Origin of the sequence: Cryobacterium lyxosi (genome assembly GCF_004403345.1) — a bacterium.
GTDB lineage: Bacteria > Actinomycetota > Actinomycetes > Actinomycetales > Microbacteriaceae > Cryobacterium > Cryobacterium lyxosi.
The window spans coordinates 298,446-323,326 of the sequence record NZ_SOGT01000012.1 but is presented as its reverse complement, the minus strand read 5'-3'; the positions used below and the strand labels follow the sequence as shown (position 1 = coordinate 323,326).

Genomic DNA, 24,881 nt, shown 5'->3' with positions numbered 1-24,881 from the left:
AACGTTCCATTGCGTTTGGCGTGCGTTCGAAGCAGTTCTGCGAGAGCTAAACCCGAAAGGAGACTCAGTGTCCGTGCACTCGTCTTACCCGATCGATTCGTCGCCCTCCCCGCAACGAAAGCTCCTGCTCGTCGCTTCCACGGGCGGGCACCTGGCCCAGCTGGTGCGGCTGGCCCCGGGGCTCGGTGCCTCGCCCAGCTCGCTCTGGGTCACCTTTGATTCCGTGCAGAGCCGGTCGCTGCTGGCCGGTCAGCGGCGTATCCACGTGCCGTACGTGCGTCCCCGCGATTACCTCGGCATGATGCGCGCGGCCAGCATCGTGCGCCGGGTGCTCAGGCACGAAACTTTCGAGGGTGCCGTGAGTACCGGCGCCGGTCTCGCCGTTGCGGCGCTGCCGCAGGCCGCAATCAGTGGTGTGCCGAGCCTGTACATCGAGAGCGTCTCCCGTGTCGAGGGGCCATCGCTCAGCGGGCGCATGCTCGCCGCCAGCCACCTGGTCAGCGTGCGCACCCAGCATCCGGCCTGGGCTACCAGTCGCTGGCGGACGCACCCGAGCGTGCTGTCCACCTACCATTCGTTGATCCGGCCCGCGCCGGAACGGCCCAGTCTGTTCGTCACACTCGGCACCATCGAGGGGTACCGTTTCGATTCCCTCGTCGACGCAGTTCTCGCGAGTGGCCTGGCCGATGAGCGCACCATCTGGCAGCTCGGTTTCACGACCGACCGCACCGACCTCCCCGGCCGGGTACACCAGATGATGCCGACCGCGCAGTTCGTCGATGCTGCCGTGAACTCCGACGTCGTCATCACCCACGCCGGTGTCGGTACCTTCATGGGGCTGCTCGAACTGGGTATTTTCCCTGTGATCGTGACCCGTCGCAAGCACCGCGGTGAACACGTTGATGACCACCAGATGCAGATCGCGGAGCTGGCCGAGTACCTGGGCGTCGCTCGAGCCGTTGACTCGCCCGACCTGACGGCCGACGTCATCCGCTTCGCTGCCGGTCGTGCCATCGACGCCGGTGTGCGCATCCCGCTGCCCAGCGACCGATGAGTCAGGGGGCTCCGGCCGAGCGGATGCTGCGCCAAATTTTTGTCCCCGCCCGCGGGCAATATGACAACATCGGCGATATTTTGCTGCGTCGCCAACTGCTCGACTGGTTACGGGGGAGTGGTCCGCTGCACGTCTATGTCGGCAAGGCACCCGACGGGTATGCCAGGGGGCTCGGCCTCACTCCGGGCGACGTGCAATATCGCTCGTTTCGACGCTGGTACGCGGCGGCGCTTCGCAGCGCGGCCCGCGGCCAAGCGTCGTACGTATTCAAACCCGGCGAGATTCAACTGACCCTGGTGGGCATGAAAGAGCACCTCGCCATGCTGCCGGTGCTTGCACTTGTTCGTGCCCGACACGGCCGCGTCGCCCGGGTCGGTGTGGGCAGCCGAAACTTCGCGCCGCTGCCGCGTGCGCTGATGGGACCCTCGATCGCGCTGTCGAACCTGTCGTTGTGGCGGGATGCAGCAACGGCCGGGTATCTCGGGCGGGGCAATGTCATGCCCGACCTTGCCTTTGCTGGTCGCGGCAGTGGTGTCGATTCGGGCGATATAGCGTGCCGCGACCTTCTCGTCGTCTCGATGCGCTCCGACCTCGACTACCCGAGCGCCGCCTGGCTTTCCGCTGTGCGCGCAGTCGCTGCCGAACACGGCCTGCAGATCTGGTGTGTCACCCAGGTCTTGCGCGATGATACGAGGTGCAGTCAACTCGCGGCCGATCTCGGAGGCGAGGCGCTGCGCTGGAATGGCACCGGCCATGACGAGCAGGAACAGCGTCTGCGTGCGCTCTATCGGCGGGCCGCGCTTGCCGTGAGCGATCGTTTGCACGTGCTCGTTGGCGCACTCACGGAGGGGGCGGTTCCGGCCGCGCTCCTCGTTGACGCGAAGTCAGACAAGATTGCGCGGCATTTTGCCGCCGCCGGACTACACGACGTGAGCATTGTCAGTGCGGGTTTGACCGCCGCCGAGATCACTGAACGGCTGCAGAACCTGCTCGGCCGCCGTACGGCTATCCTGGCCGGCCTGGCCGAGGCGCAGGACGAATTACACAACGTGCGCCGTCTGCTGGATCGGGTGCTGACCAGCGAGACCGCGCGGTGAGCCTCGCCGACGCGGGTGACACCGAGCCGATCGAGACACAACCGATCACCATCGTGCCGCCATCGACCACACCAAGCCCGCCCCTCGTTCCGACTGTCCAAGTTGTCCCCCTTGTCCCGACTGTCCAAGTTGTCCCCCTTGTCCCGATTGTCCCGATTGTCCAAGTCGCCCCGATTGTCCCGGCGTCGCCGGTTGAACGACTGACAGCGGTGCACATTGGGCGCAGTGGTGAGGTCGCCGGCGGTATGAGTCAGGTCGTCAACGGCTATCTGGCACATTCTTTTGCCGATTTCGACCTGCGTTTGGTGTGCTCGCGCGACGGCAGTGGCGGGGCGCGGGCGGCCTTGCTTGCGGTGTCCGCTTTCTGGAAAGTGTTGCGTCTGTCCCGGCCCGAGCGCACCGTCGTGATCGCGCACCTGTCGCAGGGGGGGTCCTTCGCGCGTGAAGGAGCGCTGCTCGCCCTCGCGCACGCGCGCGGGTTTGGCACGGTCGCTCAGCTGCACGGCAGTTCTTTTACCGACTTCGCCGAAAAACGGCCCGGTCTGGTGGGGAGCGTCCTGCGCGCGGCCGACGTGGTGCTGACCCTGTCGGCCGAATCGCGCGACACGGCGGCTGAATTCGTACCGGGGGAGCGGGTTGTGCTTGTGCCGAACGCCGTCGCTGACGGCGTGCGCCGCGACATCGAACCGCTCGTGGTGTTCGGCGGTGCGGTCAGTGTCCGCAAGGGTGTCGACGTGCTCGTGGCGGCGTGGCAGCGGCTCGCGCCCGAGTATCCGCTGTGGAAACTGGTGATTGCCGGTCCCATCGTTGACCAGCCTGCCGTACCGCTGGTGCGCGGCGAATTCGTCGGGGCGCTCAGCCACGAGGCACTGATGAAGTTGCTCGAGCGTTCGGCGATCGCCGTGTTGCCCTCTCGCGACGAGGCGATGCCCATGTTCATTCTCGAAGCCATGGCTCGCAGCAACTGTGTGGTGGCGACGCGGGTTGGCGGCGTGCCGGCCGTGCTCGCCAACGGTGCTGGGGTGATCGTGGAACCCGGCGACGCCAACTCGCTCGAGGCAGCGCTACGGCACGCGATAACGAATGCCGCCTGGCGCGTAGAAAAGGCGGATCTGGCCAGATCCGCCTTCGAGACTACCTATTCGGCGGCCGCTGTCTTTCCGCTGGTCGAGCGCAGCTGGAAGGCTGCGCTCGACCGACGATCAGACCGTGTTGCTAGGAGATACAGGCCTGGTTAGAGAACCCGGATCCCGCCGCCGTAACGGTGTTCGAGCAGTAGACCCTGGTGCCGCTGGTACCCTTGGTTCCCTGCTCGTGGATGAAGAAGCCGTAGCCGGCTGCGCCGACCGGGGCGGTGTTGCCGTAGAAGATGTTGCGGAGGCCCCAGCCGGCGACGCTTCCGTTGACCGCGAAGCCGTGCATGGTGCTGTTCTTGCCCTGGTTGTTGTAAACGCTCCAGTCGTTGCCCTTGACTTTGACCCATTCCTCGGCGCGCTGCATAGCGTTAGCGCCATCGATGATGTTGTCGCGGATGATCCCGTTGGAGGTGCCTTCCTTGACCTCGATCGGCTGGGCGCCGGTCAGGCTGATGTTGTTGGCCATGAGCAGCGTGCGGTCGGTCTTGTCGGGCTGGCAGCTGGTCTGGGCGCACCAGTTGGCGTCTGAGGTTCCGATGTAGATACCCTCACCGTAGAACGGGTCGCGCTTGCCGGTGTTTTTGATGGTGTTGCCGACGACTTTGCTGTCGGTGGTGAAGGCACGCAGGTGGATGCCCTCGTAGCCGATGTTGTCGACGAGCGTGTCCGCAATGGTGACGTTGTTGCTGCGGATGACGCTGATTCCCTTGAGGCTGTTGGTGACGGTCATTCCGGCGATCACGAGGTTGGAGGAGTTGGAGATCTGGATGCCGTGGTTGTTCTGGATGCTGCCGACATTGATCACGGCGCTGCGCGGTCCGCAGATCCAGACCGGGTTGGATGCGGTTCCGTTCGCGGTCATGTTGATCTGCTCGTTGTAGGTACCGGGGGCCATCTTGATTACGGTCCCGGGCTGGGCCTGGGAGACGGCGGTCATGAGTTCCCTGGCCGTCGCCACATTGACGGTGGCGGCGGGGCAATCCGCGTAGCGCGGGGTGCTGATCGGAGCCGGAGTCGGCGCAGTGCTCGGCACGGCCGACACGATGAACGCGTCGACGATGCTGCTGGTACCGGTCGAACGGGCATCCTTCTGCCCGGTTCGGGTCACGGTGATGGTGTGCGTACCGGCCGACAGGCTCGTGGTGCTGAACGCGTTCTGCTTGTAGGCGGTGGTCGCAGAATACCCGTTGACCGTGGCGACGTTCGTACCGTCGATCGCGACGGTGCTCGTGCCCGAGCTGCTGGTCAGGCGTGTGATGAAGGCGATGCTCGAGCCCTGGAAGGTGAACGAGGCGCTGCCCGCCGTGGTGGTGAACTGAACTCCGCCGCCTGAGTCGCTGGTCGAGCCGGAGGTGCGCCAGGTGCCGTTGTACGTGACCGACGCGGAGTCGCCCTCGAAGGTGGTCGAACCGGCCGGAGCCTGCACGGGAGCGGTGGCAGCGGGCGCGGATGCCGGTGCTGGTGCCGGTGCCGGTGCCGGTGCGGGAGTCATCGTCCCGGTAGGCGCCAGGGTGACGAAGGCGTCGACGATGCTGTTAGTACCGGTGGAGCGGGCATCCTTCTGGCCGGTGCGACTGACCTTGATGGTGTGCGTTCCGCTAGAAAGGTTTGAGGTGCTGAACAGGCTCTGCTGGTACCGGGTTGAGGCGGAGTAGCCGTTGACCGTGGCGACAACCTTGCCGTCGATGGCGATTTCACTCGTGCCGGAGCTGCTGGTCATACGCGTGACGTAGGCCACCGTTGAACCGGTGAAGGTGAGTGAAGCGCTCGACGTGGTCGAGGCATACTTGATGGATCCGCCGTTGTCTGACGGCGAGCCCGTCGTCAGCCAGGTACCGGAATACTTCACCTGCGCGGAGCTGCTATCGACGACCGTGGTGCCGGCGGGAGCAGTGGCGGCGGAGGCTGAAGCGACGTCGAGGGGGATCATTGCGGTGAGGGGCACGATCGCGGCGATGACGACGGCCGCAATGGTGGCACGGCGTGAGGCACGAGGGAACAACATTATGAAACCTTCCGAATGTTCAAGGAGGGATGGTTACGTCCGTGAACCCGACGGGTTCCGACGCATATGATCTTCGTGATTTGTGGCGGTGGTGCTTCCGTGATCACGTCGTCAATTAGCGTCTGAACTGCTGCGCGTTAGCCGTGTGCAAATGGGTTTGTGGGCGCAAAATACGCCGATGCGGCGGTTCTTCAGCGCGCGGACGCGCGCGAGAAAGTGAGGGTCGAGTCGAGCGACCGCCAGCGAGAAACTGAGACGACCTCGGGGATTTCGCCCTGATCAGTGCTATTGCCCATTGTGGGTAACGTCTCGTAGAAAGATGCTGGACTTTCGGGCGGCCCCAAGCGGTCACCGTGAGCGGGCATCGGCCATTCCTGAGAAAGTGCCTAGAGTGAAATTCAAACTGTTGAATTTTGTCGCGATGCATAATTTCGCACCTGCGGCCGCGCGAAAAACGACCCCCAGCGCCCCGGCGGGCATGCTGAGGGTCGTGTGCAGTCGGTTACGGAGCGCAGGCGATGTTGGTCAATCCTTGCCCGGCGCGGGTGATCGAGTTCGAGCACGACACCGTGGTGTCGCTGGAGCCCTTGCTGCCCTTCTCGTGGACGAAGAAGGCGTAACCCCCGGCGTTCACCGCACCCGAGTTGTCGGTGAAGGTGTTGTGAAGACCCCAGCCGGCGACGCTTCCGTTGACCGCGAAGCCGTTCAAGGGGCTGTTGGCGCCGATGTTGTCATAGATCATCCAGTTGTTGCCCTTGACCTTGACCCACTCGTGGGCAGCGCTCATGCCGTTGGCTCCGTCGATCACGTTGTCCCGAACAACGCCGTCGGAAGTGCCCTCCTTGACTTCGATCGGCTGAGCACTGGTGAGGCTGATCTGATTGCCAAGCACGAGAATGCGGTCGGTGCGGTCGGGCCGGCAATTGGTCTGGTCGCACCAATTGTTTTCGGACGTACCGATATAGATGCCTTCGCCGAAGGGTGCGTCCCGCATTCCGGTGTTTGAGATGGTGTTGCCGACCACGGTGCTGTCGGTTGTGAAGGCGCGCAGGTGAATGCCCTCGTAGCCGATGTGATCGATGCGGGTGTCGGCGATCGTCACGTTCGTGCCGCCGATGACGCTGATGCCTTTGAGGCTGTTGGTCACGGTCATACCGGCGATCACGAGGTTGGACGAGTTCTTGATCTGGATGCCGTGGTTGTCCTGGATGCTGCCCACGTTGATGACGGCTTCGCGCGAGCCGCAGATCCAGACCGGGTTGGCAGCGGTGCCATTAGCGTGGATGTCGATCTGGTCGCGATAGGTTCCGGCGGCCATCCTGATGACGGTGCCGGGGTGGGCGCGGTCGACGGCCGCAGTGAGTTCGTCAACGGTGTGCACCGTCGTCGTGGCGGCGGGGCAGTCGGCGTAGCGGTGCACGGCCGGCGACGGCGCGAGTGCAGGGACCGGTGCTGGTGCTGGTGCTGGGCTGGTCGCGGCATTCACCACAAAGGCGTCCACGATGCTATTGGTACCGCTCGCGCGTGCGTCACGCTTGCCGGTGCGACTGATCTTGATGGTGTGGGTACCGCTCGAGAGGGTCGTCGTGCGGAACACGGTCTTCTGGTGCACGGTTCGCGCGGAGTATGCGTTCACCGTCGCAACGACCGTGCCGTCGATCGACACGGTGCTCTTTCCTGAACTTTTCGTGGTGCGCGTGATGAAAGCGACGCTTGTTCCCGTGAACGTCGTTGATGCGCTGCCGGCGCTGGACTGAAACCGCACGGATCCACCGCGATCGGCGGTGTTGCGCGTGCTGCGCCAGGAGCCGGTATAGCTGATCTTTGCCGAGGAGCTGTCGATGACTGTGCGTTGGGGGGCGGCAGCGGCATCGCCGCCCGGGCTGGGGATGGCCAGGGAGGCGAGAACGGCAACGATGACGACAGTGCAAGCGGCAACGGCGATTGCGGTGTGGCGGGCGGATGCGCGTGGGTGGAAAATGCGGGAAACGGGTTTGCGGGGGTGACCGATACCAAGAAAGAACACGGTCGGATCCTCTCGAGTCGAGGTCGCGGACGGACAGGTGTCGCGGGTGGGAATTCTCCTGAGTGCCGGTTGCTGGCTTGGTCGTTACGAGATGCGACGCGTATTCAGTGTTCGAAGACCGAGATCGTAGGGAACTGTTCGGGTTGAACTTCGAGGTCAGCCTATCGAGAGCCAAAGTCGAATCCGTTTCACCTTCCTGTGAAAATGCTTAAAATCACATGAAAGATTCTGGGATTATCCCGGTCGCTGTTGTGGGTCTGGGCGCGCCTCGTCACCGCCGATGAGTTTCAACCCGACCCAGGTCAGGCGACACCCCGCTCGGCTGTGAGGCGCAGCACCCGACGATGCAGCGGAACACTCAGCTTTGCCGTGCCGGCCAGCACCAGCCGCCTCCAATCGCGACGGCGCGCGGCTAGCAATATGAGCCGCCAGGTCAGGCGGGAACGCAGCTCGGAGACAATCTCGTCCCGTTCGTCGGCATCGTACGGGCCGGTCAGCGCGTCCTTCAGCCCGGAGAGCAGCACGTAGCGCAGACGAAAGTAGCCGTACGAGTTAGAACCGATGATGCGGGTATCCAGGGTGATAGCCGCGTTCGTGACGGCCTGCTCGACCAGCAGGAGAGACTCGGCCCGGCGCGACCCTGAGCGGATGATCGACCCACCGCGCACGACATAGGAATAGAGCGAGTCGCTGATGAACGCCACATGATCGGCCGCAGCGAGTAATTGGGCCACCATGGCCAGGTCGGAGTGCACCCGGGTCGGGGTGAACTCGATCTCGCGGGTAAGAGAACGGCGGAACAATTTGTTCCAGAGGTGCCCGGTCAGCTCGCCATCGAGCAGGAGGACAAAAGCCTGTGCGCCCGTGATCGGCTTGTTCAGAAGAGGCGCAACCAACGGGCGGCGCCGGCCGGGGTAGACATACGCCGCACCGCAGACGATCACGTCGGCGCCCGTAGACCTGGCCGCCGCCACGAGTTTCTCCAGCGCAGAGTCAGCCCACTCGTCGTCACAATCAACGAACCACAGAAACTCGCCCCGACTCTCGGCCACCGCCCGCGCCCGCGCCCGCGCGACACCGCCATTTTGTTCCTCGCGAAAGTAATGCACATCGGCGTTTGCCGCAGCCGCCCGCGCGCCGATGGTAGCCGTCGTATCCGTTGAGCCGTCGTCGACCACGATGATCTCGAAATCGTCCATGGTCTGGCCGAGGAGTCGTTCGATGGCGCTCTCCAGAAACTTGGCGGCGTTGTAGGCCGGCACGATGATGCTGACAACCGGTGAGCCCCCAGCGTGTGCCCCGGTCATGAGGTGAGCTTTCCAATGGAGCGGGTCAGCTCCCGTAGGGAAGCGCGCGCCTCGACGACGTGGCGCAGAATCGGCTCCCGGCGGCTGAGGACGTCTCGAGCCCGGCGCTCGAATGCCGCGGGGTCGGGTAGCGTCCAGCCGATCGTGGCGCCTTTGATACCGACCGCGTCGAGGGTGCGAGCCGCCTTCGACGGGCCAGCATCGGCGATCACGAGCGGCAGCGCACCCTCGGTCAGGCCGATCACGGCAGCGTGTAGTCGGTCGGTCACTACGAGCAGTGACCGCTGGTAGACCGCCCGTAGTTTCTGCTCCTGAGCGAGATGGTCTGGACCGTCCCAGACCATGGCCGTGCCGCCGAGCTTGTCGGCCAGTTCCTCGGCAAGTGGCCCGTCTCGTTCGATCTGCGACACCGCCACGATCTCGAGTTCGAGGGTATCGGCCAGGCCGCGCAATGCCGCCAGCCACGCATCGTCGGGGTGCCGCCCGTTGTAGCGCACCGATACCGCCAGTAGCGGGCGAGAAGCGGTGGACGCGAGCAGTTCGGCATCTGCTGCCCCCGTAGCAAAGGCCCAGTCGGGAGCGATGCGCCCCAGGCCCATCGCGCAGCGGCTGTAGGCGTCTCGCCAGGCCACGAGGTCGCACAGGCGCAGTGTCGCCGCCACCGGAATGCGCCAGCCCGTCTTCTGCCGCACGCCGAACCCGGCGTGCACGGCGTGCCCGCCGCGCAGACGGTTGAGCGCGAGGTGGGGCGCAAGACGCACGTAGCGCAGGGCATACGACCGCTGCAATTCGATTTCGCCAGCGTTGAACGCGTAAACGGATGCCTCCCGGAGAGTCGACCGCGAAATCTCGCGTCGCCATTCTGCGCTGGTGCGGTACACCCGGTCTTCGTCGTGCAAGCCGAGCCCGCTCAGGTAGAAGTCCGATCGGGCCCCGACGAAAACCTGCAGTTCGCCGGCGCCCCGAAGTGCATCGAGAAAGGCCCGTCGCAGCACGGTATCGCCGACATTGTCAATCTGGCCCATAGCCGAGGCGAAGATTCTCATGCGCGTTCCACGACCCGAAGCAAGACCCGTTCCAGGTCGCTGCCGCTCGCTTCCTCCGAAAAACGAGCCAGCCAGGGTTCGATGTGCTCGAGCGGGAGGTCCACCGCCCGCAGAATGGCGTCGGCAAGGTCCGCCGGATGCGCGGACAGCGCGAGTTCGCCCGTGATGCCGGGCACAATCGCATCCGCTACCCCGAGCGCCCCCGAAACGGCGACCGAGGGATAGCCGGCCGCAGCCGCTTCAACGAGCACGTTGCCAAAACCCTCCCGGCTCGAGGTAAGCAGCGCCACCGAGTTGTCGGCGAAGTGGTCGAACCAGTTTTCGACCCAGCCGCGATGGTGAAAGGCCACGTTCTCCTGCCGAGCCGCGGCCTGTACGTCGTTGAGCAGGGGACCGCCGCCGAACGAGACGACCTCGACGACCACGCCGCGACGGGCGAGCTCGGCGGCGGCCGCGATCGCGAGCAGCGGCCGCTTCTGCGCCACGAGCCGGCAGGCCAGCACAATCTGAATGCCGTTGGCTGATCCTGGGCGGCGTTCGGATCGCGCCACGATCGTGGTTCCCCCCGGCTCGACCAGTTTCGTGCCGTCGTCACCCCCGACCTGGACGTGGGCCGCCGTCGTGCCCAGCCCGCGCCGGGTGCCGCGTAGTTTTGCCGTTGCCGGGTTGGCGACGACGGTGATGCGGTCACCGCGCACTCCGAAAGCGGCGACCATCTCAGCGGCGACCGGATGCGAAATGGCGATCACGTGGTCGGCCCACGGATACAGGCGCTTGGCAAACCAGATTTTCACCCGGTGGGCAAGATTCGATCCGGGCAGCCCGAGCGATACCAGGTTACGTTCACTCACGAGCACACGGGGGCGCAGACGGGCTGGCATCAGCCGGGCAGCGGTCAGCAGCACCAGGTTGGGGTGGGCCTGCAGCGATATCGCCACGTCGGGGTGCCAGTCGAGCAGGCGGCGCCGAAGCGCAGTGGCCTTCTGCAGGTGGCCGCGCTGCCCGGAAAGGGAGGATGACGCCACGCCATCGGGTAGGTATTCCGGCTTCACCGCGGCGGAGGTCAGCACGACAGCCACCTCGTAGCCCTGATCGGCGAGCCAGCCCATCCAGGTGCGGGCCACAAATTCTGCCCCACCACCGTGCAGTGACGGAATCACGAAGAGAATGCGGCGCAGGGCAGGATCGGCGCGCGCATAGTCGGGTGGGGTTTGCGAGGAGAGCGTCATGCGGGACCTTGTCTGTGGGAAGTCGGGCTTGGGGCCGTGAGGGCAGGGGGATAAGAATATGTGGCATTCGGCAACCCCGAGAAGTTCAGAGCGGCCAGGCGCCGCACTTCGGGCAGCCGCGCAGCCAAACGGTCGCGATACCTCTTCCGATCGGCCAGCACCGATAGCGCCACCGGAATCATGCGTCGAGCCAGGCCGGCGCCCGGCTCGATGCACAGTTCCTGTGTGTCAAAGAGTCGCATCATGCCCGCGACCTTGCCCTGGGTGGATAGCGCAACGGCAGGAACCTCGTGGAACATGGCCTGCACGGCGAGGTGCATGCGCCCGGTCAGTACGATTTCGGCGCCGGCACACAGCCCGCGCACTTCGGCCGGGGTGAGCAACCGGTTCACCAGTATCACCTCGTCCGTAATGGGCAGACGATCGAACACGGCCCGGCAGGCGGCCATGTCGTCGCCGCTGGTGCGCATGACGTGTGGCAGCAGCACGACCTGAAGCCCCGCCTCCAGGAGTGCCGTTACGATCCGGGCGTACTCTGTGGTCTGGTCGAAACTGCGGCCGACCAGTGCGCTAGCGTTCACGACGGCATAGCGGGCCGGCGTGGCTCCGAGATATTCCGTTTTGGCGAGGGCGCAGCTGGTCCGGGCAGCGAACACGGCGTCGGCGACGTCGACCACGGTGTGGAATCGATCGGTACGGGCGCGTTCGCTGGAGGTGGGGTCGCGCAGTTGTAACCGCGTTCCCATTCGCCCGGCCCGGGCGAGCGAGCGGCGCACCCCCACGTTGGCGTGGCCGTTCCAGCTGAAGCCGAGGATGCGCGCTTGCACGCCGACGCTGCGCGCGAGGCTCGCGACATCCGCTCGCCGGGCGGAGGCACGCACGCTATACGCGCCGTCCATGATGTCCGCGCCAATCACGGTCAGGGACAGGGCGCGGCCGAGTATGGGGGCCAGCATCGCCATGGCCTGCCGGTGTACCCGCCCTTTTCCGTAGATCAGGTGCGGAATCGGGACGAGTTGCGCCCGCCAGGCGTGCTGCGACGGAATCTGTACGTCGGTCGGCCGCCGCACGAGCACCTGAACTCGTCCCGTCACATTTTCGAGAAAGGCTTCGATCATGGCCTGGTCGCCGATATTGCCCTCCCCGGGTGGGGCGACGAGCACGTGAACGCGCTCACTGCGCGGATCGAACGGGCGCAGCCGGTTGGTCGCGCGTCTCAGGGCGGCACGATCGCGCAAAAAGGGCAGGGTGGATGCCGCGGCCAGGCCGTGCACCACCCGGTCCAGCCGGCGGATGATGCGCAAGCGTGTGCGCCCTGCTTTTCGGGCAAGGGAGGAGGCAGGCGCCGGGCGCTCGGTGTCAACGGTCGCGCCGATGGGGCCCTCTTTCGACGACTTCGCGGAGCGCAGAAAGCTGCGGGCCTGGGTGATCCCGCGCACATCCCGGCGAAAGGTCGGCCAGATCAGCATGACGAAGCCGATCGCCGCGAGCAAGGCGATCCCGCCGAGGGCGACGCGCGCGAATGGCAGGTCGATCGGGATCCACTGCACGGACGTCCAGCTGATTCCGGTCGCGAAACCGTAGCCGAGAACTGCGCGCGCGCCGGCTTGGAACATCGATCGTGCGGGAGCATTCGTAACCCGGCTGATCCACCACAGGCCGATCGGCCAGATCAGCGCGACGCCGATCGAGTACCCGGCAGCGACGCCGTAAACGCCCCAGAGTGAGCCGACCAGCACGAACACCACCAGCAGGGGCCGGGTGGTGAGGGCGAAATACAGGTTCTGCTTGGTGGCACCCTTCGACAGGAACACCCAGTAGGTCGCATAGGCAGCAGCCTCGAAGAACCCGGCAATAGCGAGAATTTGAAAGATCGGAGCCGAACCGAGCCAGCGGCTGCCGAGGGCGATGCTGATGATCGGCAGGGCCTGGGCGCAGGAGAAAGCGAGCACAATGGTGACCGTGTGCAGCATGATGGTCTGCCCGAGCAGAATGAACCGGTCGTACTTGGGTTGGTCGTCCTGCAAGCGGGCCAGCACCGGCAGGGCCACCCGGGTGGACGGACCGTTGATCTGGTTGAGCGGCAGCAGTAGTAGCTGGAAGGCCCGGTTATACAGGCCGAGCGGTCCGGCACCGAGCGTGGCGCCGATCACAATCGTGTCGGTGTTGCGGCTGGCATAGCCGAGCAGCTGCGTGCCGGCCAGGTTCGACCCGAAAACGATCAGGTGACGCATGGGCGCGGTGCGGTGATACCAGCCGGGAAACCAGTTGGTGACCGGAACGAGAATGATGATGGTCAGAATACCCTGGCTGATCTGCTGTCCAGCAAGAGCCCAGTAGCCGAAACCGTTCAGCGCCATCACGATGCCAACCGCGAGAGCGCCGGCCTGTGCACCGATTTCCGACCCGGCCAGGGCGACAAAGTGAAAATTGCGGTTGAGATCAGCACGAAACTGGGTGGCGAGGCCGTTGAGCAGAAACGTCCCGGCGAGCACCTGGGTGAGCAGCACGAGTCGATCGTCGCCGTACAGGGCGGCGATGAGGGGACTGCACAGCACCGCGAGCAGCATGAGAGCAAGCCCGATCACGCTGTTGATCCAGAACAGGTTGTCTTTTTGGTGCCGGGTCAGGTCGCGCACCTGAATGGCCGCCGACGACAGCCCGAAGTTGCGCAGTACCTCGCCGACCCCGATGATCGCAGCGACCGAGGCGACCAGCCCGTAGTCGCTCGGGTCGAGCAGTCGGCCGAGCACGACGATGCCGCCGAGCTGCACGCCGATGCGAATGAGCTGGCCGACCAGGGTGGTCGATGCGCCCCGCCCCGCGGTGCGGCCGAGACCCGCCGTCGAGCGGGGCTTCTCGGGAATGTCGGCAACATCGGGGACGTCGGGAATGTCCGGGGGATGAGGCGGCATCGGCGCGGTCAACGGGTATTCCGCCCAGCGCGGACCGTGCGCCCGGTCAGCTGTAGGGCACGCAGATAGGTTTGATAGCTTTGCAGGCCGAGCGTTTTCCAATCCCGTCCGGAGAGTTGTGGGCGCCGGTGGGCACCGGCGGCGCGCATCCGCTTGAGGGTGTCGCAGAGAATCTCGGGTGTGAGCTCGCCGTCATAGAGGTAAATCCAGTCGGGCCCGACTTCGTCGGCCAGGGCGAGGTTCGACGGCGTCGACGGCACGAGCACCGGTCGATCGAGCGAGAGTGCTACGAGCAACACGCCTGAATTGTGCATTTCGCGATAGGGCAGGACAACCAGCTCGGCCAATCCGACCTCAGCCACCAATTCTTCGTCGGAGACGAAGCGCAACACCGAGCTGATGCGCGGATCCTGCGCGGCCTCGGTGCTGATGACTGTTTCGAGCCCGCTTGATGGTCTTCCGACTATGCGCAGGGTCAGGTCAGGGACCGGCAGTGCCCGGAATACCTGCAGCAGCGTTTCAACCCCCTTGTACGGCCGAATCAGGCCGAAATAGAGGATGCGCCCTGACACCGATTCGGGCAGCGTCATGCCGCTGAAACGGTCGCGATAGTGCCCGTGCAAAATGGTGACCGCCCGAGACTCGGGTTCAACCGGTGTGGTCGGGTTGAGACGAATTACGAGTGCGGTACGGGCGTCGAGTGCGTTCAGCGCGCGCGTTTCAGCGCCAGCGCCTGCTTCGTGCGGGGTCAGGTTGTGTGCGGTGCGCACAATAGGGATGCGCTGCATTCGCACGCGCAGCAGTAGCGCGTACAGCGCGCCGCGACGCAGCCGAGCCTTGAGCGGTCGCGGGGCGCGAATGAGCAGTTCCGGCCAGTGCACGTGAAGTATGTCATAGCGGCCGAGCAGCGCAGTGCGCCAGGAAAAGAATCGCATGGTCACGGCAGCCGGTGCGCCGTCGACCACTTGATTGACGTACCGCGTGGTGCCGTCCGGCGGACTCAGCGATTGCAACACGGTGATATTCTTCGCGCCTGTGGTAATCACGCCCATACCCCTCACGGACCGGTGAGAACCGGCATTAACTGAGAATCTGTCGGTTTAGCGTAGCGTGCGAGCCGTCCCTGCGTTAGAGCCTCGCGTACCCCCGTTTGGGGAGCCGGATACCCTCCGCGCGCTCGGCGCACGGCCGGGTTCGTGCGGGCCAGCGGCATCCGCTCGCGTCGGATTCAGGGCCAGGATGAGCAGGCAGCCAAGCAGTAGGTGCATCGGGCGCAGGGCGTCAATAGCGTTGAAGCCGGCGATACATACGGTGTACGCCAGGAGCGCAGCTGCCGCGCCGACGGCTCGGCGCGACAGCGCGTGAGCGACGGCCGAGCCGATCATGAGCAGGAACAGTACGACACCGGGCAGACCGATGCTGATCAGCAGTTGCAATAGTGAATTCTCGATGGTGACGTCGTTGAACAGTCGCCCGGTGATGCCAGAGGTGCCGGGGCCCGACCCGATCCAGCCGGTGAGGTTGGCCGCCTGCACGGACACCCAGACACCGAGGTCGCGGGCCTGCGACGACAGTTCGGCTTCGATCGAGTTGTTGCGGGCAGTGAACGCATCGAACTGGAACAATCCCACGACCGCGACGACCATGAGCATGGCGAGCAAAGCGAATTTTCCCCAGTGCTTCTCTCCCCGCAGAAGGAGCGAGACCGTGTACGCGAAGCCGACAGCGATTGCCGCGGCGAGAATGGCGCCGCGCGAGACGGTCGCGACGAGGCCCAGACCGCTGAAAACGGCCGCGGCCAGGGCGGGCTTGGAACTCTCCTGCAGCCAGATGCCAATGGCTAGTGCGCAAGCTACGGCAAGGAACAGGGCGGCGAAGAGCGGATGCCCAAACGATGCGTCGGCCCGATACACCGACCAGTGTTGATGGTCGCTGAGGCCGAGCGCCGTGAACAGGGTGCCCCAGATCGGATTGAAGCGCAGCACGCTTTCGACGACGGCGTAGGCACCGAGCCAGGCGCCGAGCAGTAGCCAGGTGCGGCGAATCCAGTACGCCTCCCGAGTGCTGGTGCCAATACACAGGGGCAGTAGAACGGCGGCGCTGAAGCTGATCATCCAGCCGAGGCTCGCCTGCAGATCGGTCGTACGCGCGAGGGTGAACAGTGTCCAGACCAGAAAGATCAGGGCGAAGTAGCGGGTGGCTGACCGAAAGGGGGTGGGTGGCGTCGCGGGCTGGGTATCTGTTTTCGTTGGGAGCAGGCGACGCACTGCCCAGATCACGATAATCATGGTGGTCAGCGGCAGGGCGCCGGTCGGGCCGTCCTGCGGTAGGACGCGGGCCGGAACCAGTGCGAACGTGACCAGTGCAACCGCGGGAAGGATATGCACCGGCAAGAGGAGCAGGGTGGCAGCGGCGGCGAAGGCGAGCAGCGTCAGCGGAATCAGAATGATGCCGACGGTGGTGATGAATCGCGGCAGAACCACGCTCGCCACAATGACGAGAAGGGCGGCGAACGCAATCAAAACGACCGGCGTGCTTCGCAATCGGCGCAGAGTGGAATCGAACATCGGCCGCCTTGGGTTGTCGTGGCGCAGGGATGGATCGGGTGTCGCGCAGCGCTAGTGGAATAGCCGCAACGATAACACGTGAATTTTCCTCAGCGCCAGCGCGGCTGCTCGAAAACCGATACTTTGAGTGGGTCGCTGAAAGCCTGAACCACCAAAGAAGTGGAGTTTTACGGTGAAATTGTCCCGTCTTACCTATAGATTTCAGCGAAGCACCCGGGGCCGGGTTTACGCCATGCGTGCCCTGGGCGTGCAGATCGGCGCCGGATGCCGCATCCTCTCCGACATAATCACGTCGGAGCCGTGGCTCATCTCCGTTGGTGACCGCGTGACGATCAGTTCTGGCGTGACATTCATCACCCATGACGGATCCGGCTGGCTCTACCGGGATGAGCGCGGGCGCCGCTACCGCTTTGCGCCGATTCGGGTAGGCTCCGATGTCTTCATCGGCGCCGGTGTCACCGTGCTGCCGGGCGTGCAAATCGGCGACCGGTGTGTGGTCGGAGCAGGGTCGGTGGTCACAGCATCCGTGCCGGACGGCACCATCGTGGCCGGCGTTCCGGCCCGGCCGATTAAGTACTGGCCCGAGTTCCACGCGGGGCTTGCCGCGTGGCCGGCCGCGGCTGACATGGTCGGCGAAACGTACCGCCAGCGGGTCGACTCAATCGCCGAGGGGTTTCAGGTCAACAAGCCGGCGTAATCCACGCCTTGACGAAACCGGCGCTCTGGTAGACGAACTGGTAGGCCCATTTCAGCGGATCCATCAGCTGCCGGGCGCCGACCACAGCGAGGGAACCGGCGTAGCACCGGCCGATCTGCATCCGGGCTCGGCTCACGTGGTAGCTCGAGGTGACCACGATCACCCGATTCCATCCTTGGACGGTCGCGAACGCGGCAATCGCTTCGGCTTCACCGCGGGTCGTGGTCGGGTGCGCGTCGAAGCACTGCACTGTGATCATCGTGCCAGGCACCGGAACGGCTCGCGCGCAGAGATGTGCCGGGCGAGTGTCACCGCCGAATGCGTCTGAGATGAAAATCTGGCCGCTGTATCCGGATTCGGCGAGATCCACGGCCTTCGCAACGACGGCTGCGCTGCCGAGTCCTCCAAGAACGACGATCGCGTCGGCCGGGCCTGCCGGGTCCTCGCGGGGAAACATGACGGTTCGAGTCGTGACGGCCAGGAGCCCCACGATCAGCAGCGCCAAGCCGGTGAGTGCGACCAGCACGCGCTGTCGCCGGCGAGCTCGTCTCAATCGCTTCGTGGCAGCATCCGCTCTGGGGATTCTGCCGCCTCGGCCGAAACGGACGCCGCCGCTTTCGCCGTTACGTTCCCCGCGGGAGCGCGACCGGAGAACCAGGCCGGCACAGCGAATCCGTAGCGCAGCACCGGACGGTCACGCACAAGGTGCCAGAAAGCCAGGGCGGCGGCGACCGCGCCACCGGCGACGAGCAGGGGCAGCACCGGGCCGAGGCGGTCGAGCCAGGTCTGGCCGCGGGCGAGCAGCAGCAGGCTGGTCAAGGCCGAGACGAACAAAACGTGCACGACGTAGATCGGCAGGGTGTTGCGGCCGACGTAGGTCAACCAGTCGAACGCCCGGAACCCCACCAGAAACCGGGCCACGAGGAGACCGGCACCGAGGGCCAGCAGGCTCACCAGCGCGAGGGCGCCCGTAATGAACGGTACCCGGGCGTCGACGATGAGAATCACGCCGGCCAGAACCAGGAAGGTTGCGCCGAAACCGAGGCCGAGCCAGAGGGCGCCTAACTGGCTGGGCCGATTGACGAAGGTCAGGATCCGCTCGCGCAGGTAGCAGCCGAGAAGGAAGAACACGAAGTATCGGCCGATGCCGTTCCAGGCGATGTTACCGGTGTCAGCGCGAGCGAAGAACAATACCGACAGCACGGCAGCAACGCCGATTTGCACCCGCCAGTCGATGTGATTTCGCATAAGTTTTGAGGCAATGAAGAACAGGGCGAGGGCGTAAAGAAACCATAGGCCGTTGCTGGGTCGCAGCGGGGCGAGCAGCAGATCGACCGGGTTGGTCTCGTCAAAGCCCGCGGGGTTTGGCAGCAGGGAGAAATAGCCGAAGCGGATGACTGTCCACAGCAGCAGTGCCCAGACCAGCAGGCTCAGTCGGGTGCGCCAGAGAGTGGGCCAGGTACGTGTGATGATCGACGCGGCGAACAGGCCGGAGGCGAGAAAGAACAGGGGCATGCGAAATACGATAAAGACGAGGTTGATCTTGTTCCATATGTCGGGGGCCAGGCCGGAAAGAACCGTCCACTGCACCGCGTGGGCCAGGGCGACGAGCAAAATCGCAATACCCTTCGCGCCGTCGACCCAGTCGACCCTGGTGCGATCGATCTCGCTGCCCACTGGTACCTCCCTATCAGACCGACCACTGCGCGAAGGTTTTGATCATGTCGGTGTGGGCAAAGCCCGGCGTCTCGTGGCCGAGCGTGTGGTACATCACTTGGGTATCGGCGGCGACCGGCTTGATCTTATTGATCAGGGCGAGGCCGTTTCTGCTCGGCACAACGACGTTATCGGGGTGGGCATCATCGGAGACGAGCACCTTGACGCGGCTGTTGGTCCACGGGGTTGCGCTGATGCGAGCGGGGTTGGTTGCTTTGATCAGGGTGGGGTCGTTGCCGTAGGCGTCTCCGACGCGCGCCTGGTTCTTGGTGTCGTAGGCGTAGAGCCACTCGTTGTCATAGAGCCCGTTCACCATGTACAGGCCGCGGATGTATGGGATGAGCTTCTTGCCGTAGGTGTAGCAGCCGAGCGATCCGCCAAAGGAGGTGGCGCGCAGAAAATTGCGCCGCACGGTGTAGAGCGCGCTCAGGTAGGTCCACGCATTCTTCTGCGCCGTCGTGGCGATGGAGTTGGTGTACTGGGTGCCACCGGCGTTGATACAAATGGCGATGGTGTTCTGATCGACAACCAGCTCACCGGGATACTTGTACCCGCCGTTGAGCGCGTTGTGCGAGCTGGATGCTGCATGGTAGAACCAGACGGCACCGACGGCGCTCGCCGAGTTCATCGAGATCGTCTGCGGAATAAACAGGCGGGCCCGATCACCGCCGATGTCCACTTCAATATTGTCGTAGAGCTTTCTACCCTTCTGGGTGAGCACGTTGGAGAGGCGCGACACCTCTCCCGGCAGTTTCGGGGCGGTGGCAGCAAACGCATCGGGTGCACCGAGCGCACTGAAACCGAGTGTGGCTGCACCAGCCGTTGACAAAGTGAGAAATCCTCTGCGATCCATGCTGAAAAAGTTAGCAGAGTGAATCGCTGAGGTCCAATGCGAAAGTTATCGAAGTTGGATTGTGCGGCGTAAGGGGCGCGGCCCCAGAGTGAGACGAAGCACGATCAGTGCCAGAACCGTGCCGAATACCGCTCCAAGAGTGTTGGCCACGATGTCGTTGACGGTCGCGAAACGTTCGGGCAGAAAAACGAGCTGGCCGAGCTCGATCATGGCGCTGATCAAGGCTCCGATCACCGGGCCAAGCCACGAGCGCCGCGCCCCGGCAAGCATCACGACAAGCAGGCCGATAGGAATGAACAGCGCGATGTTGGCGGTGAACTCAATGGTGTCGTAGCCAAACCGATTCGGCATCCCGTGCCCGTGTAACCAGGTCACGAAAGCCCCGATCGACCCGTTCACGTTCCGGTCGACGGGCGTAGGCCAGAATGCGATCAGAGTGAGAATGACGAGGTAGGCCAGCATGACCCACAGGGCGCAGCCACGCAGCCACCTGTGTCGACGTCGTTGAATCGCGGTCACGACAACTCCTGGTTACTAATCGGTCCTGCACTTCTCGGCGGCTGCGGTCACGCTTCGCGACGAAGACTTCCCAAGCGCCAAAAGGTACCACGAGCAGTACGCCGGCAGCGAGGGTGAGGAAAGTCCAGAGTGGCCAGCCCTGATCTTGGCTCTCAATCCGAGGGACCAGGAAGGCGACCAGGCCGGCTGCCGACAGCGTCATACGACACAACCCCCCACTCGATTGGAGTGAGGGGTTGTGTCGTACTTTCGGCCATTAGTATTTACTGCGGTCGGGGTAACAGGATTTGAACCTGCGACCTCGTCGTCCCGAACGACGCGCGCTACCAAGCTGCGCCATACCCCGATGGCCCGTGGGCCTCACTCAGTATAGGCGCTCACACCCTCCCGCGACGAATTGAGTCGGCAGTTAGGCGGAGGTGAGGGTGAGCAGCGTCGCCTCGGGCGGGCAGGCGAAGCGTACGGGCGCGTAAATCGAGGTGCCGAGGCCGGCCGAGACGTTCAGGAATGCCGTACGCAAGCCGTGGTTCCACAGGCTCAAGCCCTTGACCTGGCGCCGCGGAATATCGCAGTTGGTCACGAGCGCGCCGACACCCGGCACGCAGACCTGGCCGCCGTGGGTGTGGCCGGCCAGGATCAATTGGGCGCCATGGTTCACAAAAGAGTTCAGTACCCGCTGGTAGGGCGCGTGAGCGACACCGACGGTGAGTGTGGACCGCGGGGCCGCGGCTTCTTCAGGGTCGGGCCAGACATCGTCGCCGAGCGGATCGTTGGCCCGCAGGTCGTCGATCGCACGCGTGATCAGGTCGAGCCGGTCCCGCCCAATGTGCGGGTCGTCGACGCCGAAGAACTCCACGTGGGTGTCTTTCAAATCAAGAGAGTCTGCGGCGTTGTTGATGTCCGTCCAACCGAGATCGGCGAACACCCGGCGCAGCGCATCGGTGTCGAGCTCTTCCCGGCGAACGGTGCGTCGGCTCGACGGCCCACCGAAGTACGTGAACGGGTTCTTCAACTGCGGTCCGACGTAATCGTTGGAGCCGTTGACGAAGACGCCGGGAATACCCCGGAATGGTGCGAGGGCATACTCGATGCCGCGAACACCGTCTTCGTGACCGAGGTTGTCACCGGTATCGACGACGAGGTCGGGCTTCAGGGAAGCGAGGCTGCGGACCCACTCCTGCTTGTTCTTCTGCCATGGAGCCATGTGCAGGTCGGAGAGGTGCAGCACTCGAATAGATGTCGACCCCGGCGCGAGCACCGGAACGTTCACCTCACGCAGCGTGAATCGGTTCCGCTCCACGAGCGCGCCCCAGGCGAAGGCGGTCAGGCCGACCGCGCCCGCCGACGCCAGCAACGCGCCGACGAGTCGTCCGCCCTCGCCGCGCGGGCGAAGCGCGGTCATTCGTTCTGGCCGTTATTGCTGCCATTGTCCTGACCGGGGGCGGGGGCGGGGGCAGGCGCGGTGTACTTGCCGATGACGATGGTCACGGCGTCGCCGGAGCGGCTGGCCGTTCCCTCGCCCGGCTGGATAGCCATGACCTTACCGTCCTGTGCCTTGTTCGTCGTTGGCTGTTCAGTCTTGGCCACGGTGAAATTGAAGGGGGCGCCGGTCAGTGTACTGCGCGCATCCGCTTCGTTCTTGCCGATCACTGAGGGGATCGTCACGCCCGTGCCATCGCTCGAGCGCACTGTGACGGTGGCACCGCGAGTGGATGCCGACCCTCCGGCCGGATCGGTACTGGCCACGGTTCCGGCCGGCAGTTCTGAGCTGGTCGCACCACCGTCGACGAAGAAGAACCCGGCCGCCTCCAGAGTGGACTTCGCTTCCGCCATCGACTTGCCGCGCACGTCCGGTACCGGGACGGCCACCGCGTTGATCACGTTGGACGAGGCTTCTGGAAAGGCGTCTCCGCCGTACTTGGCGTTGGCGACACTCATGACATCGGGCCAAACATAGTGGCGGACGTCGGCTGCACGGACGCTGTTGAATTTAGTGAAGCGCTGATTCTTGAACGGGCCATCCACGTTGACCACGCCGACAACGGTGGCAACCTTGCTGCTGGCACCGCTCATCCAGGTGTCTTTGGCCTCATCAGTGGTTCCGGTCTTGCCGATGATCGGTTCCCGGGGCGAGGTGCGCACGCCTGAGAGGGCGGCTGTTCCCCCGCCGGTCGTCGTGGTCGCCATGGCGTACTGCATTCCGGCGGCCACCTCCGGGGAGACTGACTGCGTGCAGGTGGACTTGGGGATCGGCAGCTCGGCTCCGTCAGAACCGATCATGCTGCGAATGACAATGGGGGTGCAGGTCATGCCGTTGTTGGCGATGCCGGCGAACGCCACGGCCATACTGAGCGGGGCGACGTAGTTTGTGCCGATGACCGATGACGCATTCTGGCCGAGCGCGCCGCCATCTGCTGCGTGCACGCCGAAGGCCTCAGCGGTTTTCTTGATGCCGCACAGGTCGAGCTTCTTGGCCATGCCGATGAAGCCGGTGTTGATCGATCGGGTGGTCGAGCGCAGCGCCGATTCGTTGGGGCCGCCCTCGCCGCCATCGTTGCCCGGGCTGAACTTCGTGCCGTAATTCTGGGGCCCGAGGCAGCTGTCCTGGAATGTTCCCCAGTTCGCCTTGACTCGTGAGTCAACCCGTTCAGTCAGGGCGTGCCCCTCTTTGAGCCACTCGGCCAAGGTGAAGACCTTGTACGTTGAACCGGGCTGAAAACCACTGGAACCGCCCGTAGCGCGGTCGGTGTTGTAGTTGATGCTCGTGAAGTTGCTGCCGGCGGGCTGCTCCACCTGGCTGTAGTCCTTGTTCTGTGCCATGGCGAGCACTTCACCAGTGCCCACCTTGACACTTGAGACGACCCCGCCAACATCCCAGCCGGGATAGGTCTTGGGGACGTACTTGTTCAGGGAAGTCTCCGCGGCACTCTGCAGTTCGAGGTCGAGTGTCGTGTACACGTTGAACCCGCCGCGCTTGAAGTTAGCGAGGCGCGTGTCAGCATCCGCTCCGAAGGTGGGATCGGACTTCAGAATCTTGGTGACGTAGTCACAGAAGTAGGCGCTGCCTCCGGCGGTCTGGCAGCCGGTGCTCGGCACGGTGATCACGGGCTCGATCGGCGCTGCGATGGCGGCGTCGTAGTCGACCTGGGTGATCTTGTCGTATGTGAGCATTTCGTTGAGGATGTAGTCGCGGCGATCCTTGTTGGCGGCATAGCCATTGGCCGCGCCGTTGGTCTCGCTGTCGGGACGATCGAGCTGGAACTTGACCGGGTTGTTCACGATCGCCACGAGGCTCGCAGCCTGCGGCAGCGTCAGGTTGAGCGCGGTCGTGTTGAAGTAATAGCTTGCAGCGGCTTCGATGCCGTACACCGATCCGCCGTAGCCGGCGATGTTCAGGTAGCCGCGAAGGATGTCTACTTTTTCGTACTTTTTCTCAAGGCCGATGGCCAGGCGCATCTCGCGCAGCTTGCGGTCAGCGGTGGGCTTGGTGGCATCGGCGTAACATGACTTCGCCTCGTCGGCGTCGGGCATTACCGCGCACTTTTGAATCAGCACGTTCTTGACGTACTGCTGGGTGATCGAGGAGCCACCACGGGTGTCGCCGCCGGCCATGGTCTGCACTGCACCGTTGAAGCTGGACTGGATGTCTACGCCGCCGTGCTCCATGAACCGCGGGTCTTCACCGGCGATCGCAGCATCCTTGGCGAACTGGCTGATCGCGTCGGACGCGACATCGACTCGGTTCTGCTCGTAAAACGAGGCCAGGAGCACGCGCGTACCCACCGGATCCTCCGCGTTGGTCGACGCGTAGATGTTGCTCTTCTGGGAGAGCCGATCGATGGAGAGGTACTCCGGCAGGCTGTCGAACACGTTGATGGTGTTCGTAGCGGCCATGCCGGACAGGGCAACGGCTGGGGCGACGGCGGCGGTCACGAGAATACCGGCAACGGCACTCATCCCGACGAGTCCCAGGAACCCCCCCAGAGCCCCGCTCACGGTTCGATTTTTGGCAGACATAGAATTGAGCGTAAGCGACAAATCTGAATGCCCGCCTCAATAGGAGTCACATGCCCGTCTGGGAATACCTCACAACGCCGTTGATGATCCACAACACGGCCGCCATTTTGAACAACTGGGGCTCTGACGGGTGGGAGCTCGTGCAGGTCGTAACCGGCCCTGAAGGTGGCCTGGTTGCGTATCTGAAACGCCCGCTCGCCCCCAAGGAAGACGCATAATTATGTCGCATATCGAAGCACGCCTGGCCGAACTGGGTCTGGTCCTTCCAAGCGTCGTGCCACCGGTCGCCGCGTATCTGCCCGCCGTGATCAGTAACGGTTTCGTCTACACCGCCGGCCAGTTGCCCATAGTCTCTGGCGCGCTGCCGGCCATCGGCAAGGTCGGCGACGGCCACGGCCTCGTTCCGGCCGCTGACGCCCAGGAGTACGCCCGCACCTGCGCGCTCAACGGCCTCGCCGCCATCAAGAGCGTGATTGGCTCGCTCGACCGCATCACCCAGGTGATCAAGGTCACGGGCTTCGTCGCCTCCGACCCTGCGTTCACCGGTCAGCCGACCGTCGTCAACGGCGCCTCTGACGTGCTCGTAGAGATTTTCGGAGACATCGGCCGCCACGCCCGTTCCGCCGTCGGCGTTGCGGTGCTGCCGCTTGACGCCCCGGTCGAGGTCGAGCTCATTGTTGCGTTCGCGTAGCTGACC

20 protein-coding genes and 1 tRNA gene are annotated in these 24,881 nt (G+C 64.5%); 6 read left to right on the top strand and 15 right to left on the bottom strand.

Annotated elements, in window-relative coordinates; all coding sequences use genetic code 11:
* Positions 1–67: 67 nt before the first annotated feature.
* The 3 genes from E3T27_RS11280 to E3T27_RS11270 are packed head-to-tail and all read left to right on the top strand — an operon-like array spanning position 68 to position 3,389.
* Complete coding sequence (locus E3T27_RS11280) at positions 68–1,054, top strand: glycosyltransferase (RefSeq protein ID WP_198416528.1); 987 nt, start codon at positions 68–70, stop codon at positions 1,052–1,054.
* Complete coding sequence (locus E3T27_RS11275) at positions 1,051–2,151, top strand: polysaccharide pyruvyl transferase family protein (protein WP_134572822.1); 1,101 nt, start codon at positions 1,051–1,053, stop codon at positions 2,149–2,151. The genes E3T27_RS11280 and E3T27_RS11275 overlap by 4 nt, the downstream gene beginning before the upstream one ends.
* On the top strand, positions 2,148–3,389 hold the full coding sequence (locus E3T27_RS11270) for a glycosyltransferase family 4 protein (RefSeq protein WP_134572820.1): 1,242 nt from the start codon (positions 2,148–2,150) through the stop codon (positions 3,387–3,389). The genes E3T27_RS11275 and E3T27_RS11270 overlap by 4 nt, the downstream gene beginning before the upstream one ends.
* Here the strand turns inward: E3T27_RS11270 and E3T27_RS11265 are convergent.
* From E3T27_RS11265 to E3T27_RS11225, 8 genes are all read right to left on the bottom strand, one after another.
* Complete coding sequence (locus E3T27_RS11265) at positions 3,367–5,292, bottom strand: right-handed parallel beta-helix repeat-containing protein (protein ID WP_166786194.1); 1,926 nt, start codon at positions 5,290–5,292, stop codon at positions 3,367–3,369. The two genes, E3T27_RS11270 and E3T27_RS11265, sit on opposite strands and share 23 nt — an antisense overlap.
* Positions 5,293–5,794: 502 nt before the next feature.
* Positions 5,795–7,318 carry a right-handed parallel beta-helix repeat-containing protein gene (locus tag E3T27_RS11250; protein WP_134572814.1) on the bottom strand — a complete coding sequence of 508 codons (1,524 nt, stop codon included), beginning with the start codon at positions 7,316–7,318 and terminating at the stop codon, positions 5,795–5,797.
* Positions 7,319–7,620: 302 nt separating this feature from the next.
* On the bottom strand, positions 7,621–8,625 hold the full coding sequence (locus tag E3T27_RS16590; RefSeq protein ID WP_166786193.1) for a glycosyltransferase family 2 protein: 1,005 nt from the start codon (positions 8,623–8,625) through the stop codon (positions 7,621–7,623).
* Positions 8,622–9,671 (bottom strand): polysaccharide pyruvyl transferase family protein, encoded by a 1,050-nt coding sequence (locus E3T27_RS16585; RefSeq protein ID WP_166786192.1) that lies wholly within the window; start codon positions 9,669–9,671, stop codon positions 8,622–8,624. Before E3T27_RS16585 ends, E3T27_RS16590 begins: the two co-directional genes overlap by 4 nt.
* On the bottom strand, positions 9,668–10,900 hold the full coding sequence (locus E3T27_RS11240) for a glycosyltransferase (RefSeq protein ID WP_134572812.1): 1,233 nt from the start codon (positions 10,898–10,900) through the stop codon (positions 9,668–9,670). Before E3T27_RS11240 ends, E3T27_RS16585 begins: the two co-directional genes overlap by 4 nt.
* Positions 10,897–13,815: an oligosaccharide flippase family protein gene (locus E3T27_RS16580; RefSeq protein WP_166786191.1), complete on the bottom strand. Its 2,919-nt coding sequence runs from the start codon at positions 13,813–13,815 to the stop codon at positions 10,897–10,899. The genes E3T27_RS11240 and E3T27_RS16580 overlap by 4 nt, the downstream gene beginning before the upstream one ends.
* An 8-nt stretch (positions 13,816–13,823) precedes the next feature.
* Positions 13,824–14,861, bottom strand: a complete 1,038-nt coding sequence (locus tag E3T27_RS11230) for a glycosyltransferase (protein ID WP_198416527.1) — start codon at positions 14,859–14,861, stop codon at positions 13,824–13,826.
* Between the two features lie 54 nt (positions 14,862–14,915).
* The gene (locus tag E3T27_RS11225; protein WP_134572810.1) at positions 14,916–16,382 is read right to left on the bottom strand and encodes an O-antigen ligase family protein; all 1,467 of its coding nucleotides are present in this window, start codon (positions 16,380–16,382) and stop codon (positions 14,916–14,918) included.
* 172 nt (positions 16,383–16,554) lie between these two features.
* Here E3T27_RS11225 and E3T27_RS17195 point away from each other — a divergent pair, with 172 nt between their 5' ends.
* On the top strand, positions 16,555–17,079 hold the full coding sequence (locus tag E3T27_RS17195; RefSeq protein WP_277612403.1) for an acyltransferase: 525 nt from the start codon (positions 16,555–16,557) through the stop codon (positions 17,077–17,079).
* Here E3T27_RS17195 and E3T27_RS11215 read toward each other — a convergent pair.
* The 7 genes from E3T27_RS11215 to E3T27_RS11185 all read right to left on the bottom strand — a co-directional run bounded on the left by E3T27_RS11215 (position 17,063) and on the right by E3T27_RS11185 (position 24,163).
* Positions 17,063–17,605: a YdcF family protein gene (locus tag E3T27_RS11215; protein WP_134572806.1), complete on the bottom strand. Its 543-nt coding sequence runs from the start codon at positions 17,603–17,605 to the stop codon at positions 17,063–17,065. The genes E3T27_RS17195 and E3T27_RS11215 overlap by 17 nt on opposite strands.
* Before the next feature lie 23 nt (positions 17,606–17,628).
* Positions 17,629–18,756, bottom strand: a complete 1,128-nt coding sequence (locus tag E3T27_RS11210) for an acyltransferase family protein (protein ID WP_134572805.1) — start codon at positions 18,754–18,756, stop codon at positions 17,629–17,631.
* 13 nt (positions 18,757–18,769) lie between these two features.
* Entirely contained in the window at positions 18,770–19,648 is an 879-nt protein-coding gene (locus tag E3T27_RS11205) for a twin-arginine translocation signal domain-containing protein (RefSeq protein WP_134572803.1), read from the bottom strand.
* A 45-nt stretch (positions 19,649–19,693) separates the two neighbouring features.
* Positions 19,694–20,167, bottom strand: coding sequence for a VanZ family protein (locus E3T27_RS11200; RefSeq protein ID WP_134572801.1), 474 nt, complete (start codon positions 20,165–20,167; stop codon positions 19,694–19,696).
* A gap of 272 nt (positions 20,168–20,439) precedes the next feature.
* Positions 20,440–20,513, bottom strand: a tRNA-Pro gene (locus E3T27_RS11195).
* A gap of 63 nt (positions 20,514–20,576) precedes the next feature.
* Positions 20,577–21,569 (bottom strand): metallophosphoesterase, encoded by a 993-nt coding sequence (locus E3T27_RS11190; RefSeq protein WP_134572799.1) that lies wholly within the window; start codon positions 21,567–21,569, stop codon positions 20,577–20,579.
* Positions 21,566–24,163 (bottom strand): transglycosylase domain-containing protein, encoded by a 2,598-nt coding sequence (locus E3T27_RS11185; protein WP_233201021.1) that lies wholly within the window; start codon positions 24,161–24,163, stop codon positions 21,566–21,568. Before E3T27_RS11185 ends, E3T27_RS11190 begins: the two co-directional genes overlap by 4 nt.
* Positions 24,164–24,234: 71 nt before the next feature.
* Between E3T27_RS11185 and E3T27_RS16575 the strand changes: the two genes are divergently transcribed.
* Positions 24,235–24,402, top strand: a complete 168-nt coding sequence (locus E3T27_RS16575; protein ID WP_166786190.1) for a Sp36 family protein — start codon at positions 24,235–24,237, stop codon at positions 24,400–24,402.
* A gap of 2 nt (positions 24,403–24,404) precedes the next feature.
* A complete protein-coding gene (locus E3T27_RS11180) occupies positions 24,405–24,875 on the top strand; it encodes a RidA family protein (protein ID WP_134572797.1) in 471 nt (156 codons plus the stop codon).
* The last annotated feature ends 6 nt before the right edge of the window (positions 24,876–24,881 follow it).

Coding starts and splice junctions, on each gene's coding strand:
- E3T27_RS11275 (WP_134572822.1), top strand. CDS start 1,051: ATGAGTCAGGGGGCTCCGGCCGAGCGGATGCTGCGCCAAATTTTTGTC.
- E3T27_RS11265 (WP_166786194.1), bottom strand. CDS start 5,292: ATGTTGTTCCCTCGTGCCTCACGCCGTGCCACCATTGCGGCCGTCGTC.
- E3T27_RS16590 (WP_166786193.1), bottom strand. CDS start 8,625: ATGACCGGGGCACACGCTGGGGGCTCACCGGTTGTCAGCATCATCGTG.
- E3T27_RS16585 (WP_166786192.1), bottom strand. CDS start 9,671: ATGAGAATCTTCGCCTCGGCTATGGGCCAGATTGACAATGTCGGCGAT.
- E3T27_RS11240 (WP_134572812.1), bottom strand. CDS start 10,900: ATGACGCTCTCCTCGCAAACCCCACCCGACTATGCGCGCGCCGATCCT.
- E3T27_RS16580 (WP_166786191.1), bottom strand. CDS start 13,815: ATGCCGCCTCATCCCCCGGACATTCCCGACGTCCCCGATGTTGCCGAC.
- E3T27_RS11225 (WP_134572810.1), bottom strand. CDS start 16,382: ATGTTCGATTCCACTCTGCGCCGATTGCGAAGCACGCCGGTCGTTTTG.
- E3T27_RS11205 (WP_134572803.1), bottom strand. CDS start 19,648: ATGGATCGCAGAGGATTTCTCACTTTGTCAACGGCTGGTGCAGCCACA.
- E3T27_RS11190 (WP_134572799.1), bottom strand. CDS start 21,569: ATGACCGCGCTTCGCCCGCGCGGCGAGGGCGGACGACTCGTCGGCGCG.
- E3T27_RS16575 (WP_166786190.1), top strand. CDS start 24,235: ATGCCCGTCTGGGAATACCTCACAACGCCGTTGATGATCCACAACACG.
- E3T27_RS11180 (WP_134572797.1), top strand. CDS start 24,405: ATGTCGCATATCGAAGCACGCCTGGCCGAACTGGGTCTGGTCCTTCCA.